Raw genomic sequence first — 15,764 nt, forward strand, 5'->3', positions numbered from 1 at the left:
AAATTCATATGCACGTATCACCTTTCACTTTTACTTGTTTCTAGACAATTCAAGTATAAAAGAAATCGGTGATCACGTGTATTTTTTTATGCAAATTGTACGCATACCCCAACAAATATTATAGAACCTAAAAATCGCCATCAAAGTAGGAAAGCCCACATTGACAGCGATTTTCTATAACTATTTTACATTAAAAAGCAACATGTTCACTAACAGGCAAAACCAATTTCAAAGCTTCTATCTGATCCTCCGGCAAAGCAATAATAGGTAAACGCACACCACCAACCGCTACACCTTGCAAATTCAAAGCAGCTTTAACAGGGGATGGATTCGGTGCAGCGAACATGGCTTTAATGATTGGTAATAACTGACGATGTTCTTTCGCAGCTTGCGCAAGATTCCCGTTTTTAAAGTTATTGATCATCGATTGCATTTCGTTACCAATTACGTGTGCGGAAACAGAAACGACGCCTGCACCGCCAATTGCGAGTACGGGAAGTGTAAGTCCGTCATCTCCGCTATATAAAGAAAAGCCTTCTGGTGCTCGTTCGATAATATCAGCCATTGCCTCAAGATTCCCACTGGCTTCTTTTATTGATACGATGTTTGGTACATTAGCAAGACGGATGATTGTATCTGGTTCCATGTTGACGGCACTTCGTCCTGGAATATTATATAGCATCACGGGCAAAGCAGTCGTTTCTGCGATTGTCTTGAAGTGTTGGTATAAGCCTTCTTGACAAGGTTTATTGTAGTAAGGTGTGACGAGCATAATGCCGTCCACGCCTGCTAGTTCAGCCTGCTTTGTTTGTTCAATAGATTCTCTTGTATTGTTTGAGCCAGTCCCAGCAATTATGGGAATTCTTCCGGCTGCTACTTCTACAGTGAATTGGAATAATTCAACTTTTTCACCGTTCGTCAATGTAGGTGATTCTCCTGTTGTACCTGCAATGACAAGAGCATCCGATCCGTTGTCAATTAAATGATTGATTAACTGACGGGTTGCTTCAAAGTCGATGTCTCCCTGTTCGTTAAAAGGAGTTACCATTGCTGTTACGATTTGTCCAAAATTCATTGTTCTCCACTTCCTATCTTTTTATTAAAAAACATAAGAGGGTGGGGGGCGGTAGATAATAGAACGCAAAAAGCAGCAACGAGGGCTCGTTGCTGCTTTGAAATAATAAATTATTTCTCTGCATAAGATAGCCCTCCATATAGTTTCCTATATGACAATCCTGTACTTGTTCAGCCCAGAACCAGCTTCGAGAATAATGAGACTCTCTCCACTTCGGCAAATTCCCCTTTCCGCAATTTTCACAGGATCTCATCATCCTCTAATTGTGTACTGATGGTTTTTGCGCCTCTATCCTTACTTCGGAATTTTACGAAATAAGTGATTGTTTAATTACCACTACTTTACCTGTAGTTTGACAGAATAGCAACCTAAAGTTGTGAAATAGGTAAAAGAGTTCAGAAATCATTTGAACTATTGTGAATAATTATTAGATGACGTTACTCTATCTTCAATAGCAAACCTGGTCTGTCTTTTTTTAAAATCGTAAAATCGGGTTCATACGTTTAGTAAGACTGTTACGTTAAGTGTATTGTATTATGATAAGATAAAGAAAAGTAGCGAAGGAGGTTTTGCCAGATGAACAACAATCCACAATGTACAGAAGCGTCATGCCAAATATATAAACGTGCGATCGAGTTTATCGGAAAACGGTGGACTGGAATCATTGTCTATCAATTACTAGACGGCCCGAAGCGCTACCATGAATTACTCCATGCGATTGATGGAATATCTGATCGGTTGCTGACTGAGCGCTTGAAGGATTTGGAGCAGGAAAACGTGCTTAGGAAGTATGTCATTACAGAAACACCTAAAAAAGTGGAATACGAGTTGACTCCTTTAGGCTATGAATTTACTAAAGTTTTTCGTGCGATTATGGATTGGGGCGTAAAAAAAGAAGCGTATGCTAAAAATAGACAAAATTCGCCCTTCAAGTCAATGAAGGGCGAGAAGCGTGGTTAGTTAAAAACGGAATGAATCCAGTCGGCAATATCATCAAGTACCTTTTGATCGACATGTTGGGGTACGTTGTATTCCTTTTTGGCTTTTATAACTGTTCCATAAATAGAAGGCATGAAGAGATGATTTAAGTTAGGGTACAATGTAAACGTGACATTTGGTTTATTACATAATAAGTTTTTGTAACCTTCAAAATCTGTTTCGGCCGTCACTTGGAAATCTTTTTCTCCTTGTAAAATGAGAAGTGGTTTATCTAATTCGCTTACATATTGACTAGCTGGATGTTCGCCCATTTCTTTAAAATAATAGGCAGTAACGTATTTTCCTAACACGATAGTTTGTTGTGCTTCCTCGTCGGTCATATTATACATTCCATCAAACTTCGAAGACATTTTCGCTAGTTGTTTCCCCGCAATCATTTTTAAAAACTTATTCAATGAATTCAAGACTTCAGTGTTTTGGTCCATCATGATTTCTTCTAATGTACGTGGGGAACCACCCAGTATAATGACTCCAGCGAAATTTCCACCTTCCGCATCAATTCTCGGTGCTAACATTCCACCTAAACTATGCCCAATAATGAACAGTTTGTTTGAATCAATGCGCGGATCTTGCCGTAAAAGTTCGGTTGCAAGAATAGCATCTTCAATCGTTTCTTCCTTAACGGATAAATCTTTGTCATGTTTCATTTGTTTACCGTAGACTAGTGTCCTCTTATCATAACGAATTGTAGCAATCCCTCTTGCCGACAAACCTTCTGCAATATCTCTAAACGGATAGTTTTCGCCCACTCTTCCATCCATAGTACTTGGACCCGAACCATGAACTAATACAACGGCAGGAATCAATCCATTCGTTTCATTCGGAATACAAAGTAATCCATTTAGCGGGTACTTTGTCTTGGCGCCTACAATAATTTTTTCTTCATTCATACTATCGATCTCCTTTGAAAGATGCTGAATAAATAAAATACGAAAGCTTTCGTTCTGCGGATTTTCTGAATAAACATATGCTGTTCTTTAACCCGTGTATACTCCACTAGTTAAGGGGATTTTGAAGCTAGAGTATATTCTACATGATGGGCCTTGCTTTCGATAATCATAATTTTAATAGTAAACTTTAAAACTATAGTATAATCCATACACAGTATGTATTACTTTCGAGGTGAAGTTTCATTGCTTTGGCTACTAGATAAAAAAAGGTTCTACTCATATACAACACAGCATACAGTAGAGAGCTGCTTGACAACGGAACATGTGAATGGGTTGAAGCGTCATGTCTTATGAGAAAAAATTAATGGCAATGAAGTCGCTTGTGAAAAAAACGAAGGTCATGGAAGATACGGCCGAGACATTCAACAAGCCGCCAGCCCCGACCTATGAAAAACGTTGGTTGACGACGGGTCTTGAAAAAATAGAAAATGATTTCGGTATTGTTTATAAACGCGTAATCCGTTATCCGCTATCACATATGCATGGCGATATTCGTCTAGGGGAAGTACAGAAGAAGTTGGAAAATTGGACGGAAACGGGCTACGCGCATCCGCTATCACCAAAAACCGGAAAGTTACTATTTTTTGATACAGAGACGACGGGATTAAAAGGCGCAGGCGCTGTGATTTTCTTAATTGGTTTGCTGGAATTGAAGGCAGATGAATTCATCATGACGCAATATGTGCTGCCGAATCCTGATCACGAAGCGGCGTTTCTTTATGCCTCTGGGCTGTGGCAGGAAGACTTGACGTTAGTGACCTATAATGGAAAAAGTTTTGATTTTCCGCAACTTCAAACACGTTGGTCGCTGCACCGAAAACAATTGCCAATGTTACCTGTTCCACATCAAGTCGATTTATTGCACGGCTCGCGTCGGATTTGGAAAGGGCAAATGGAGTCGTTCAAATTGACCGAAGTCGAGCGTAAGCAACTAGGCTTTCATCGGCAAGATGATATTCCTGGTCATATGGCACCTATTATTTATCAGGACGCAGTAAAGAATGGTCGCGCCGAAATTTTGATGAAAGTCATGTGGCATAATGAATGGGATATACTTTCACTCGTGACGCTCTATAGTTTGTCTACGGACATCGTGTTAGATGAAAACAGTCAAGAGAATGCACACATTGCTACAAATATCGCGAAATGGTTCCAAGACCTTGGGTTAACCGAGCGAAGTTATTCGGAATTGCAACGAATTGTTGAAACGTATGGAACGAGCTATCCGCTCACACACTATCATCTAGGGCTTGTATTAAAACGGCATCAAAAGTTTGAACGTGCGGTACAATCATTTGAAATTGTTGCAACATATGGAGAAGGCAGAGAACAGATTCTTGCTTACGAGGAATTAGCGAAATTATATGAGCATCAGTTGAAAAATCTGACGCATGCATATGAACGAATTCATAGCGGAAAAATGTTGCTGAAAAAGCAACGAGACTTGCCAAAACGCTTTATCGACCGAATGGAAAGTAACTTTTTAAAACGGGAAATACGTGTGCAAAATAAACTATTTCCCGGGTAAGCGCAGAAAGCGACAGAAGACTAGTAACAGCTTTGGGACTAAAGACAAAGAATGACAACATATGCTATAATGACCTTATGGAATCATAGATGGAAGGACGTTTTTTCATGGAATATAAGTTAGACTCAAAAACAATTTTGGAAAAAGAATTCAAACAAGCGATTCGGGGATATAAACAGGAAGAAGTAGATTGGTTCTTGGATGATGTTATTCAGGATTACGAAACATTTAAAAAAGAAATTGCTCGCTTGACAGAAGAAAATCAAAAGTTAAAAGCAGAAGCGATTTCTACACAAAGACGTTCTTCAACACCTGCACCTCAGTCCACGAACTATGATATTATCCAAAGAATTTCTAACTTGGAACGAGAAGTATTTGGAGACAAACTAGCTGAACAAGAATGATGTAGAAGTTAATTATTGTATATCAAACGAATTCATTGAAAGCGTCAATGATTTGGTGTATACTCAAGAATGCCATAGAGAGTATTCAAGTAATCGCTGCAACTTCGGTTGTAGAGGAAAGTCCATGCTCACACGGATCTGAGATGACCGTAGTGTTCGTGCTCGGTGAAAAAATAAGCCGGGGCAATGCATTTGCATTGATGGCGAGAATAAATCCTAAGTCTTCGGATATGGATGAGGTTCTCTGAAAGTGCCACAGTGACGTAGTCGGCATGGAAACATGTCGAGTGGAACGGGTAAACCCCACGAGTGAGAAACCCAAATTATGGTAGGGGCGCTCTTCCGAAAGAATTCAATGGAGGAAGGGACAGGCGATTGTCTGTAGATAGATGATTACTACTCCAAGTACGAGGCGCAAGCCGTTTGAGTACCGGAGAACAAAACATGGCTTACAGAATATTCTATGGCTTTACCTTACAATTAGCTCTCCTACAGTTTTGGGAGAGTTTTTCTTTTGTATTATTACTGAACGTACATATACCTTATATAGAAGGAATCAATTGAAACAAGCCGTGATAAATGTGATTTGTTGCGGAGAATGGAGTGTTAAGCGTGAGTGATTATAAATTAGTTGCGACGGCTGCCATGGGTCTTGAATCCATCGTAGCGTCTGAAGTAAAAGATCTTGGCTATGAATGTCAGACGGAGAACGGTAAAGTCTACTTCCATGGAGATGAAGAGGCGATTGCGCGTGCCAATATGTGGCTTCGTGTAGGCGATCGTGTCCGTATTGTAGTAGGCGAATTTAAAGCTTTCACATTTGATGAATTATTCGAACGCACAAAGGCGTTGCCATGGGAAGACTTCCTTCCAGTGGATGCAGCGTTTCCTGTGGCGGGTAAATCAGTTAAATCCAAGTTATTCAGTGTTCCAGACTGTCAGGCGATTGTTAAAAAAGCAATTGTTGACCGTTTGAAAATGGCCTATAAGCGTGTCGGTTTCTTAGACGAAACTGGTCCATTGTTTAAATTAGAAGTGTCGATTTTAAAAGATAAAGTCACCTTAACGATAGATTCAAGTGGTCACGGATTGCATAAACGTGGCTATCGTTTAGGACAAGGGGACGCACCATTGAAAGAAACGATGGCGGCTGCACTTGTGAAATTATCAAAATGGAGCCCGAATCGTCCGTTTATCGATCCGTTCTGTGGTTCAGGTACGATTGCGATTGAAGCAGCCATGATTGGACAAAACTTAGCTCCGGGTTATAATCGTTCATTTTTAAGTGAAGAATGGCCATGGATGACTGCTCAAGTGTGGGATCGTGTCCGTGAAGAAGTGGAAGATGTTGCGAAGTATGATTTGGAACTGGATATCCGGGGTTATGACATTGACAGTCGTGTAATTAACATTGCTCAGCAAAATGCAATCGAAGCAGGATTTGCAGATTTGATCACATTTGAGCAACAAGATGTCCGTGATTTGCGCATCGAAGGACAAAATGGTGTGTTAATTGCAAACCCACCTTATGGTGAACGTCTTGGTGAAGTCGAAGAGGCCGAAGATATCGCTGGAATTTTGGGAAATATTATGAAACAGTATCCATCATGGTCTGTATATATCTTATCTTCTTTAGAAAATTACGAAGAGATGTATGGTAAACGCGCAACAAAAAAACGTAAATTATTTAACGGCTTTATCCGTACTGATTATTATCAGTTTTGGGGACAGCGAGTCTAATAAAACCGAGTAGGAAGAGGAGAGAGTGCCTCTTCCTTTCTCTTGCATTCAGGAGGAGTTCGTATGAATACTAAAATTCCATTTCAACTATCGAAAGACCAAACGTTTTATGAGTCTTTGAATGATTGGTTGGGCGATACGTTATATGATGACTTAACAGAAAAAGGATTCGAATGCCGTGACGAGCAAATCTACATGGCATTTCAAATAGAGCAAGCGCTAAAAGATAAGCAAGTGTTATTAGCGGAAGCGGGCGTTGGAACGGGTAAAACGATTGCGTACTTACTACCAGCTATTGCTTATGCGCGTTATACAGGAAAGCCTGCGGTTATTTCGTGTGCGGATGAAACGCTAATCGATCAGTTGATTAAAGAAGAAGGTGACATTCAAAAGCTTAGTGAAGCCCTTAATTTGAATGTTGATGTACGACTAGCCAAAGCGCGAAATCAGTATATTTGTCTGAAGCGTTTAGAAGAGGTTAGCAATACGACCAATGAAGACTTTGTTGATTTCGTGGAAGATGAATTGCCTGATTTCATCTATGCCGATCGTTCATTACAATCAGTTTATCCATACGGTGTGCGTTCTGATTACCCGTATTTAAAAGACGAACAGTGGGATATGATCAATTACCACCCTATTCAGCAATGTGCAGCATGTGATATTCGTAATCGTTGTGGCCAAACAATTCACCGCAATCATTACCGGGAAGCAGTAGACTTGATCATTTGTTCACATGACTTCTATATGGAACATTTGTGGACGAAAGAATCGAGATCACGTCAAGGTCAACTGCCATTATTGCCTGAAGTATCAATGGTCGTTTTTGATGAAGGACATTTGCTAGAGTATTCAGCTCAGCGCGCATTGACTTACGAAGTACAACAACAAACAATTGTGCAATTATTGGAGCGTATTATGGTGGACGGCATTCGAGAAAAGTCCTTGCAGTTGATGGAACAATTACTGGATGTTCATGAGTTATTCTTCAATCAACTACGTAGCAACGCGACAAAGCATGATAATGAACGGTTAACAATTGAAAAGAACGAAGAAATGATGCGTTTGGCGAATAAGGCCGTGTCGTTATCAAATGATCTACTTGAAGAATTTGTCTTCGAAGGTGAGTTGTACGTAATTCCAGAATATGATTTGAAAATTGTTGAAGAATATTTAGAGCAATACATATATTCGATGGAATTATTTGCGGGTCAGAATGATGCGGTGGATTGGTTGGAGGAGCGACGTGAGGAAAGTACGTTGCTAATTATGCCACGACTTGTAACATCAATTCTAAAAGAGAAATTATTTACGGGTACGATGCCGATTATCTTCTCTTCTGCGACATTGTCTGTTGAGAAGTCATTTGATTACTTAGCGTATAGCTTAGGAATTGTCGACTATCAATCATTTTCCATTGCGTCTCCTTTTGACTATGAAAACGTCATGAAAATTCACTTGGAGCAAGGGACTGTAGAAGACAATCGTCGGCGCCTTTCTTCTATTTTAGCAACAGAAGAGCAGACTCTTGTATTGTTTAGTTCCAAGCAATCAATGATGGATACTTATGATAGTTTGCCGCTAGAACAACGTGTTTTAGTCACATATGAAGGCGAACGATCACTATCTTCGTTAGTAAAGGATTTCCAACAGCAGAAAGTTCCCGTCTTCTTCTCTTATCACCTATGGGAAGGACTTGACCTGCCGAATGAATCGTTAACACGCGTCATCATCTTTGACTTGCCTTTCCCGCCGCACGATCCATTATTTGAAGCGAGAAGAGAGTTTGCGGAAGATGCATTTGACGAAGTAGATTTACCTTTCATGTTGCTGCGTTTACGCCAAGGCGTTGGTCGTTTAATTCGTACGAGCGACGATTTCGGTTCGATTCATCTATTCGTTGAACCTGATTGTAATGAGTTACTACCAGTAATTGAGAGAGTATTACCGGTTCCGTTTTCATAAATAAAACGCACAACTGCTGAGACTTTCAGCGATTGTGCGTTTTTTCTTACCTCTCTTCGTCGATCGTCAACAATAAATTTAGAAATTCACCGTCTTCAAATATAACGGGGATTTTGAAGGCTTGTTGAAAGCCGTAGAATCTTGTGTTGCCAGTTAAGACTGTAGGCGGTGAAATATCTAATGTAAAATCTTCTTTTTCCAAGATCGTACATAAGTTACCTGCAATCATATTACCGAGTTCACCTGTAAATGATTCTGTCATTTCGCTTTCGATATTCATACCGAACATGGCCTGGCCTACTCTACCTATGGTTGCATAGGTAGGCTCGACGATTAAGCGACCTTTTATATTGCCGATTAGTCCAATTAATACGCTGATTTCTCGCTGTTCATATGGTTGTTTAATTATATAAGACGAGAGCACTTGAAATTTAATTGGGATCACGGTCGTTAGGGAGGAGATTGTCGCATTCAATATCTTTTGTACATTTGTCGCTTTATCCATCTAAAGAAACACCCTCTCAAGATATATTTAATAGTTCAATCATATCACTGAATATAACTTAAAGACTACTTTATTTTAGTTAGGTGTTTTTAGGATTCTAATTTGGCTCGTAAGAATATATGAAATAAGTGAGTGAGAGTTAGTGTTATGAACGAGATTTTCGCCTTATAAGTAACATGGGCCCTCTGAATGCCGTCCACGCAGAGCGCAAAAAGCTATGCACTAGCCGCTTGTTGACCTTTAAAATCAAGCTTCAAAACCGTTTCTAAAAGTAACTATCTATTTTTTCGCGCATTAATGGTATGATAGGGTGAGTTAAAATTGAAAGGACGACGATTATGTCTACAAACCATGAATTTTTACAACAATCTGCCACGTATGGACAGATTTTTTTGACAAATGAAGACGATGAACGAAAAGGAAAAACTGCATTACTTGCTAATAAAATTATTGACAAAGAATATACGATAGCATTCGCGGGGCACTTCTCTGCAGGTAAATCCTCGACAATTAACGCATTGACAGGCGATGATCTTTTGCCATCAAGTCCAATTCCGACAAGTGCGAATATTGTAAAGGTGCATAAGGCAGATGAAGACTATGCGATTATTCATCGTGTAGATGGTACGGCTGTGAAGTTTAGCGGTCACGGTTTTTCTGAAGGTGTCAAAGCGTTTAGTAAAGACGGCGCAGCAGTTTCACTTGTAGAGATTGGTCACACAGAATCTAAACTGCCGGTAGGTATTACAGTTATGGATACACCTGGAGTAGATTCTACGGACGATGCGCATAGACTATCAACGGAATCTTCGTTGCACTTAGCGGACTTAGTATTCTACACAATGGACTATAACCATGTGCAATCTGAAATGAACTTCCGTTTTACGAAAGAATTAATGCGCTATAACGGCAACGTGTATTTAATTATCAATCAGATCGACAAGCATCGTGATAGTGAGTTGTCATTTGATTCGTTCAAGAAATCTGTAGAAGATTCATTCAAACTATGGGGTGTCGAACCAAAAGGCATTTTCTATACATCATTGAAACAGTTGGATCATCCGCATAATGACTTTGAAAAAGTAAAAGAAATTGTCGATGGATCGATTGAACACCGTGAAGAAAACTTCGAACAAAATATTGAACAATCCTTATTGAAGTTGAAGGACGAGCATATCAAATTTCTTCAGCAACAAGTAGAAGATGTGAAAGAAAACTATAGCGAAATTGTCAACGATAGTGAGTGGGAACAGTTCGAAGAGTTAAATTCAGATTTAAAAGAAGCGAAAAAGCGTATGGAGTTAATTACTGGTGACGAGTTCTATGTGAATTTCGAAAAAGAGCGTAATGAGTTATTATCCAACGCAGGGCTCGCACCGTTTGAGACAAGAGAACTGTTAAAAGACCATTTGGAAGCAAAATCTCCGAAGTTTAAAGTAGGCCTTTTATTCGGTGCGAAAAAAACAGCGGAGGAACGCGAGAGACGCCGTCAAAAATTGGATGAGAATATTTCAGGACTAGCGCATACGCAAATCGAGATATATCTGAAAGCCTTGATGAAACAATCATTGAAACAAGCAGGGATATTAACTGATGACCGTTCTCTTGCGATTGATGCGATGGATCTGACATTACCGTTTGATCAAGTCGATGAACACCTGCATGTACAAGAAGTGATCACGGGTGAAACGATTCTAAATTACGCAGAACAAATGAAACGTGCGATACATTTAGTGTATAAGGCCAAGACGGATCGTTGGAAACAAGAGATGTCCGTTATCGCTAAAAATGCCGGAGGAGAGCAATCAGGACCGCTTTCTGAGACAATCAGTGTATTGCAAGAAAAAGTCGACGCAATCAAAGAAATGAAGAAATGGCAAGATCGTATGCAATGGGTCGATAAAGAAATTGCCAATCCATCAGCGCCTACGCGTAGTGGAAGAGATAAATTGCAGGCGCTGTGGGAACAACCTAAACAAATCGAGACAATCGACTATGTAGTAAAAGCGGAAGAGCAGCAGGAAGTTATCCAAGAGGAAGTACAGGAAGAAGAAGCTGAAGTTCAATTTGTTGATTCTGAAAAAGCGATTGTGCATGCACAATATATTGCAGAATCTGTTGAAACGATTCCTGGTTTTGCGGAGACGGCAAGCTATTTGATGACAAAAGCTTCCCGTTTGAAAGGGCAGGAATTTACCGTTGCCTTATTCGGTGCGTTTAGTGCTGGAAAGTCTTCATTCTCGAATGCGTTGATCGGGGAAAAAGTATTGCCTGTTTCACCTAACCCAACAACAGCAGCGATTAATCGTATTCGTCCAGTCAGTAATGTACATTTGCATAATACGGCAGATATTCATCTGAAGGATGAGGCGACGATGACTGAGGACGTAGGTCTGTCATTTGAGGCGTTAGGTATTCGCATTACTTCATTGGAAGACGCTTTTGCGAAGACAGAGGAAGCGTTGAAACAACCACTTGAAGATGAGAATTTGCACATTCATAAATCGTTTATACAAGCATTCCAGACAGGTTATCCAATCTACACGCCTGCACTGGGTACAACGTTGACGGTAGAGCGTGAAGAGTTTACGAAATTCGTTGCACAAGAAGAACGCAGCTGTTTCGTTGATTCGATTGATTTCTTCTATGACTGCCCATTGACACGTCATGGCATCACACTTGTAGATACGCCAGGAGCGGACTCGATCAACGCGCGTCATACGGACGTAGCATTCGAATATATTCGTAATGCAGATGCGATTTTATTTGTAACATATTACAATCACGCATTTGCACGTGCGGATCGTGAATTCTTAATCCAGCTTGGACGAGTGAAAGATGCGTTTGAGTTAGATAAGATGTTCTTTATCGTCAATGCGATTGACCTTGCGTCAAACGATGAAGAAGCAGAAGAAGTTAAAGGCTTTGTGGCGGGTGAATTGCAGAAATTCGGTATTCGTAATCCACGAGTTCACGGTATTTCTAGTTTACAAGCGCTTGAAGGTAAAGTGAAACAACAGCCGAATCCATTAATGGTTGACTTTGAAGAAAGGTTCTATGCGTTCCTTGAACATGATCTACGGGCGCAAGTAGTACAGGCACTAGAAGAAGAAACGACGAAAACGATCGATCGTTTAGCTGCATTAATTGATCGTACGATTCAGAACCGTTCACGTAAGGCGGAAAGATTAGAAGAATTAGCTGCTGCTGAACAGGCGCTTAAAGAGCGTTTCGAAAAGAGTGCAAGTGAAATTTTAGTAAAAGCCACGCATGATGAACTAAGTGAACTTGTTTACTATATTTTACAGCGTGTATTCTTACGTTTCGGTGACTTTTTCAAGGAAGGCTATAGCCCATCTACATTCGCGAAGAACTCTTCCGATCGTGCATTGAAAATTGCGTTGTCTGAAACTGTAATCATGGTAGGCTTCGATTTGACGCAAGAATTGAAAGTGACTAACTTACGTATTCTGAACTATATGAAAAAGCAGTTGCTTGAACGTCAGCGTTTGGAAGTGCGTGCATTGGCAGATATAGATTCGTCTATTGTACCTTCTCCATATGAGCCGAATGACCAGGATATGCTGTCATTTGAAATCCCGTATGAGAATCCAGACGTGTATAGTTCAGTCAATAAATCGTTTAAAAATCAAAAGTCATTCTTCGAGCGTGGGGATCGTGATGTTTTGAAAGCCAAGCTTGAGGAGGTATTAAAAGGGGACGCATCTAGCTACTTAGGCGATCAAAAAGAACGCATTGAGAAGTGGGCGGATCTATGGATTGATAATGAAGCGGAAGCGTTGCGTGCGCATTTATTACAAGAAAGTTTGGTGCAGATTGGATCGGAGCGTACATTGCTTGACGGTTCAGAACAACTAGAACAATGGCAAAGTATTTATAAAAATATCCGATTGGAGGAGTTGGTTCAGTAATGCGAGTATTTGTATCGAGTAAAGACGTCAATACAGAACATGCTAAATGGATTGATGCGCGATTTGCACTTCAAGATGAAAATCGTGGAATAACAGCTTATAACGAAGCACATATTCATGGCGCTATTCATTGGGATTTGGCGAATGATCTATCAGACGCAACTATGGAAGGCGGACGGCATATGCTCCCTTCTAAAGAGCGTTTGACTGAATTATTCCGTACGAGTGGATTAGAGTTGGATGATTTAATTTTAATCTATGATGACGGTGGAAATCCTTTTGCTACACGCGCTTGGTGGATTTTGCATTACGCGGGATTCAAACATGTTCATGTGTTGCTTGAAGGCTTTGAGGAATTACAAGCGCTTGGCTTTGCGATAACTCAAGAAGTGGCGCAGCCTACTGCAACAACTGTTGAACCAAATTGGCAGGACGATCTTTATGCAAACAGAAATGATGTGGCGGAAGTTGTGGCGGGAGTGCGCCAAGCTGTATTAGTCGATGCTCGTGCAGCGGTTCGTTATCGTGGAGAGCAAGAGCCGATTGATAAACGTGCAGGACATATACCGACAGCCCGTAACTTTGATTGGGAACAGTTGAAAGTGGCTGGACAGTATGATGTGCAAAACGCGGCGGAGCAACTGAAACAAGTCGTTCAGCCGGAAGATGATATAATGGTGTATTGTGGTAGTGGTGTAACGGCTTCTCCAGTATTTGCGGCATTAACGGAGCTTGGCTATCCAAACGTGAAATTATATGTAGGTAGCTTCAGTGATTGGATTTCACAAGACGAAGCACCGATTGAAACTGTTTGAAACAGGAGTTGACCAAATTGCAATATGCCTTGCTTGGTGATATTCATTCATCTTTAGACGATTTAACAGCAGTACTCGAACAAATTTCATCAGAAGCCCCGGGTGCCGTCTTAATCGGCACAGGGGATTTATATGAATGTACAGTTAGCAAAAAAAAGCTCCATGGACAAGTGTATGCGTGCGTGGGAGACGTCATCAAACATCCTTTTGATTTTGATGCGGTATTAACGTTTCCGTCTGTCTACGGTAATCAGGAAGAGCGAATTCTACTAATTACGGAGCAATCCGAACCGTTACGGGATATGTTGCAGAAATTACCAGAAACAGTACATGCCGGCGAAGCAATCGTCATACACGGGCATCAGTGGAAACCGGAAGAGCGAGCAATATGGTTAGACAAACACTTGCCAGAAGCAACGATCGTCTTTCACGGACATACCCATCGTTCGAGTTATACACAAGATGGTAAAAATATAGCAATCCCTAAAGACGGTATAGTAACACTTTCAGGACAAAGCCACGTCATCAACGTTGGTGCAGTAGTCGAATCGAAAGAGTGGGTATTGTTTGATACTGAAAAACGAACGGTACGATTTATGCAAGTGAAAAAAGGCTAAGGGCGCTCCCCCTTAGCCTTTTTTTGCGCTTGAATAGCCTGACGTGCAAGTGCATCTGCCGTTTTATTCGTACTATCTGGAATCCACTTAATAAAGAAAAAGTCTAATTGCTCTGCGAGTTGCAAGGCGATTTTTACATACGGCGCATACTGCTCATTCTTTATAAACTGCTTCTCCAACGACTGCACTACAACGTTTGAATCAGACCGAACCGACACCATCCCCGTCGTCAACTTCACCGCTTCTTCAAGCCCCCGCACAAGTGCCTGAAACTCCGCATGATGATTATTCGTCGGCTCAATCGGTTCACTTATCCGAATGTCATATCCTTCACCTTTAATATATACGCCAATCCCACTTAACCCTGGATTACCCGCACTTGCTCCATCTATGTAGATCTCCAACAATATCATCACCGTCCCTTTCGACTATGAAATAATCAGATAACACTTGCAACCCTTTGTCACTCCGCCTAGAATAGAAGGAAGAAAGGTGGGAATTCTTTTCTAATGAATAAGGTATCAATCATGAAAGACATCAATCAATTGCTCGATATATATTGTGAAGGATGCTACGTCAAAAAACAACTCATTAAAGAACGTGGGAAAACAGGGGCTCACCAATTTTGCATTGCACAGTGCACGGTGGGTGAACAACTGCAGTTTCTAGGGAGAGAAATAAACAAGATGGGTACTACACCCAACTGAATACAAAAAAAGCATCCAGCAGATTTGCTCGGATGCTTTATTGTTTTTCATTCAGCTTCTTGCCTGCCGAGATGACCTTAAACTTCTTCCTCGAGTGTAGATACATTTGCCGCCTGTGGGCCACGATTTCCTTCGATCACTTCAAATGAAACGGATTGGCCTTCAGCTAGTGTTTTAAATCCATCAGTTGCAATTCCGGTGAAATGAACAAAGACGTCTTCACCATCATCTGCTTCGATAAATCCATATCCTTTATCACTGCTGAACCACTTGACTATACCTTGGTGCATGTAAATTCCTCCTCGGCAATTCAGAAATTTATAGCGGCCATAATCGGGCAGGATAGTAAAAACAATCCAAGCTTGTCGATTCGGCTTCCTACACTATACATGAACCGAGCATATGCGTCAATAGTATGAATAACATTCTGAATACCTAGAGCAGTTCGTTGTATATTGTGAAACAATACCTTGGTTTTTGTATTTTTACTCTCTATAATGAGAGAGGATTCATTTTTTAATAAAATT

Annotated in this window: 14 protein-coding genes, 1 other RNA gene and 1 riboswitch; of the genes, 10 read left to right on the forward strand and 5 right to left on the reverse strand. The window is 40.6% G+C overall.

Annotated elements, in window-relative coordinates; all coding sequences use genetic code 11:
• Positions 1 to 190 precede the first annotated feature (190 nt).
• Positions 191 to 1,075, reverse strand: a complete 885-nt coding sequence (dapA, locus tag CSV79_RS12955; RefSeq protein ID WP_099689487.1) for a 4-hydroxy-tetrahydrodipicolinate synthase — start codon at positions 1,073 to 1,075, stop codon at positions 191 to 193.
• Between the two features lie 120 nt (positions 1,076 to 1,195).
• Positions 1,196 to 1,374, reverse strand: a riboswitch (Lysine riboswitch).
• Between the two features lie 277 nt (positions 1,375 to 1,651).
• Between dapA and CSV79_RS12960 the strand changes: the two genes are divergently transcribed.
• Positions 1,652 to 2,035, forward strand: coding sequence for a winged helix-turn-helix transcriptional regulator (locus CSV79_RS12960; protein ID WP_099689488.1), 384 nt, complete (start codon positions 1,652 to 1,654; stop codon positions 2,033 to 2,035).
• On the opposite strand, the gene CSV79_RS12965 is transcribed toward CSV79_RS12960, so the two are convergent.
• Entirely contained in the window at positions 2,032 to 2,964 is a 933-nt protein-coding gene (locus tag CSV79_RS12965; protein ID WP_099689489.1) for an alpha/beta hydrolase family protein, read from the reverse strand. The two genes, CSV79_RS12960 and CSV79_RS12965, sit on opposite strands and share 4 nt — an antisense overlap.
• 343 nt (positions 2,965 to 3,307) lie before the next feature.
• Between CSV79_RS12965 and CSV79_RS12970 the strand changes: the two genes are divergently transcribed.
• From CSV79_RS12970 to CSV79_RS12990, 5 genes are all read left to right on the forward strand, one after another.
• Positions 3,308 to 4,552, forward strand: a complete 1,245-nt coding sequence (locus tag CSV79_RS12970) for a ribonuclease H-like domain-containing protein (RefSeq protein ID WP_099689490.1) — start codon at positions 3,308 to 3,310, stop codon at positions 4,550 to 4,552.
• Positions 4,553 to 4,659: 107 nt separating this feature from the next.
• A complete protein-coding gene (gene gpsB / locus CSV79_RS12975; protein ID WP_099689514.1) occupies positions 4,660 to 4,956 on the forward strand; it encodes a cell division regulator GpsB in 297 nt (98 codons plus the stop codon).
• Between the two features lie 81 nt (positions 4,957 to 5,037).
• Positions 5,038 to 5,413, forward strand: an RNA gene (gene rnpB, locus CSV79_RS12980) — RNase P RNA component class B.
• 155 nt (positions 5,414 to 5,568) lie between these two features.
• Positions 5,569 to 6,696 (forward strand): THUMP domain-containing class I SAM-dependent RNA methyltransferase, encoded by a 1,128-nt coding sequence (locus CSV79_RS12985; protein ID WP_099689491.1) that lies wholly within the window; start codon positions 5,569 to 5,571, stop codon positions 6,694 to 6,696.
• 63 nt (positions 6,697 to 6,759) lie between these two features.
• A complete protein-coding gene (locus tag CSV79_RS12990; protein WP_099689492.1) occupies positions 6,760 to 8,661 on the forward strand; it encodes an ATP-dependent DNA helicase in 1,902 nt (633 codons plus the stop codon).
• A 46-nt stretch (positions 8,662 to 8,707) separates the two neighbouring features.
• Here the strand turns inward: CSV79_RS12990 and CSV79_RS12995 are convergent, their stop codons facing one another.
• Entirely contained in the window at positions 8,708 to 9,166 is a 459-nt protein-coding gene (locus CSV79_RS12995; RefSeq protein WP_099689493.1) for a chemotaxis protein CheX, read from the reverse strand.
• Between the two features lie 338 nt (positions 9,167 to 9,504).
• Here CSV79_RS12995 and CSV79_RS13000 point away from each other — a divergent pair, with 338 nt between their 5' ends.
• Genes CSV79_RS13000 through CSV79_RS13010 form a run of 3 tightly spaced genes read left to right on the forward strand, consistent with a single transcriptional unit; the run spans position 9,505 to position 14,530 of the window.
• Entirely contained in the window at positions 9,505 to 13,098 is a 3,594-nt protein-coding gene (locus CSV79_RS13000) for a dynamin family protein (protein WP_099689494.1), read from the forward strand.
• On the forward strand, positions 13,098 to 13,913 hold the full coding sequence (locus CSV79_RS13005; RefSeq protein ID WP_099689495.1) for a sulfurtransferase: 816 nt from the start codon (positions 13,098 to 13,100) through the stop codon (positions 13,911 to 13,913). The genes CSV79_RS13000 and CSV79_RS13005 overlap by 1 nt, the downstream gene beginning before the upstream one ends.
• A 17-nt stretch (positions 13,914 to 13,930) precedes the next feature.
• Positions 13,931 to 14,530, forward strand: coding sequence for a metallophosphoesterase family protein (locus CSV79_RS13010; RefSeq protein ID WP_158232541.1), 600 nt, complete (start codon positions 13,931 to 13,933; stop codon positions 14,528 to 14,530).
• On the opposite strand, the gene CSV79_RS13015 is transcribed toward CSV79_RS13010, so the two are convergent.
• Complete coding sequence (locus CSV79_RS13015; RefSeq protein WP_099689515.1) at positions 14,527 to 14,937, reverse strand: ribonuclease HI family protein; 411 nt, start codon at positions 14,935 to 14,937, stop codon at positions 14,527 to 14,529. The genes CSV79_RS13010 and CSV79_RS13015 overlap by 4 nt on opposite strands.
• Before the next feature lie 102 nt (positions 14,938 to 15,039).
• On the opposite strand from CSV79_RS13015, the gene CSV79_RS13020 reads away from it, so the two are divergent.
• Complete coding sequence (locus CSV79_RS13020) at positions 15,040 to 15,237, forward strand: zinc-finger domain-containing protein (RefSeq protein ID WP_099689497.1); 198 nt, start codon at positions 15,040 to 15,042, stop codon at positions 15,235 to 15,237.
• A 77-nt stretch (positions 15,238 to 15,314) separates the two neighbouring features.
• Here CSV79_RS13020 and CSV79_RS13025 read toward each other — a convergent pair whose 3' ends face one another.
• Positions 15,315 to 15,527, reverse strand: a complete 213-nt coding sequence (locus tag CSV79_RS13025; protein ID WP_099689498.1) for a cold-shock protein — start codon at positions 15,525 to 15,527, stop codon at positions 15,315 to 15,317.
• Positions 15,528 to 15,764: the final 237 nt, after the last annotated feature.

Source organism: Sporosarcina sp. P13 (assembly GCF_002743055.1).
In the GTDB taxonomy this organism is placed as follows: Bacteria; Bacillota; Bacilli; order Bacillales_A; family Planococcaceae; genus Sporosarcina.

Coding starts and splice junctions, on each gene's coding strand:
- dapA (WP_099689487.1), bottom strand. CDS start 1,075: ATGAATTTTGGACAAATCGTAACAGCAATGGTAACTCCTTTTAACGAA.
- CSV79_RS12960 (WP_099689488.1), top strand. CDS start 1,652: ATGAACAACAATCCACAATGTACAGAAGCGTCATGCCAAATATATAAA.
- CSV79_RS12965 (WP_099689489.1), bottom strand. CDS start 2,964: ATGAATGAAGAAAAAATTATTGTAGGCGCCAAGACAAAGTACCCGCTA.
- CSV79_RS12970 (WP_099689490.1), top strand. CDS start 3,308: ATGTCTTATGAGAAAAAATTAATGGCAATGAAGTCGCTTGTGAAAAAA.
- gpsB (WP_099689514.1), top strand. CDS start 4,660: ATGGAATATAAGTTAGACTCAAAAACAATTTTGGAAAAAGAATTCAAA.
- CSV79_RS12990 (WP_099689492.1), top strand. CDS start 6,760: ATGAATACTAAAATTCCATTTCAACTATCGAAAGACCAAACGTTTTAT.
- CSV79_RS12995 (WP_099689493.1), bottom strand. CDS start 9,166: ATGGATAAAGCGACAAATGTACAAAAGATATTGAATGCGACAATCTCC.
- CSV79_RS13000 (WP_099689494.1), top strand. CDS start 9,505: ATGTCTACAAACCATGAATTTTTACAACAATCTGCCACGTATGGACAG.
- CSV79_RS13005 (WP_099689495.1), top strand. CDS start 13,098: ATGCGAGTATTTGTATCGAGTAAAGACGTCAATACAGAACATGCTAAA.
- CSV79_RS13020 (WP_099689497.1), top strand. CDS start 15,040: ATGAATAAGGTATCAATCATGAAAGACATCAATCAATTGCTCGATATA.
- CSV79_RS13025 (WP_099689498.1), bottom strand. CDS start 15,527: ATGCACCAAGGTATAGTCAAGTGGTTCAGCAGTGATAAAGGATATGGA.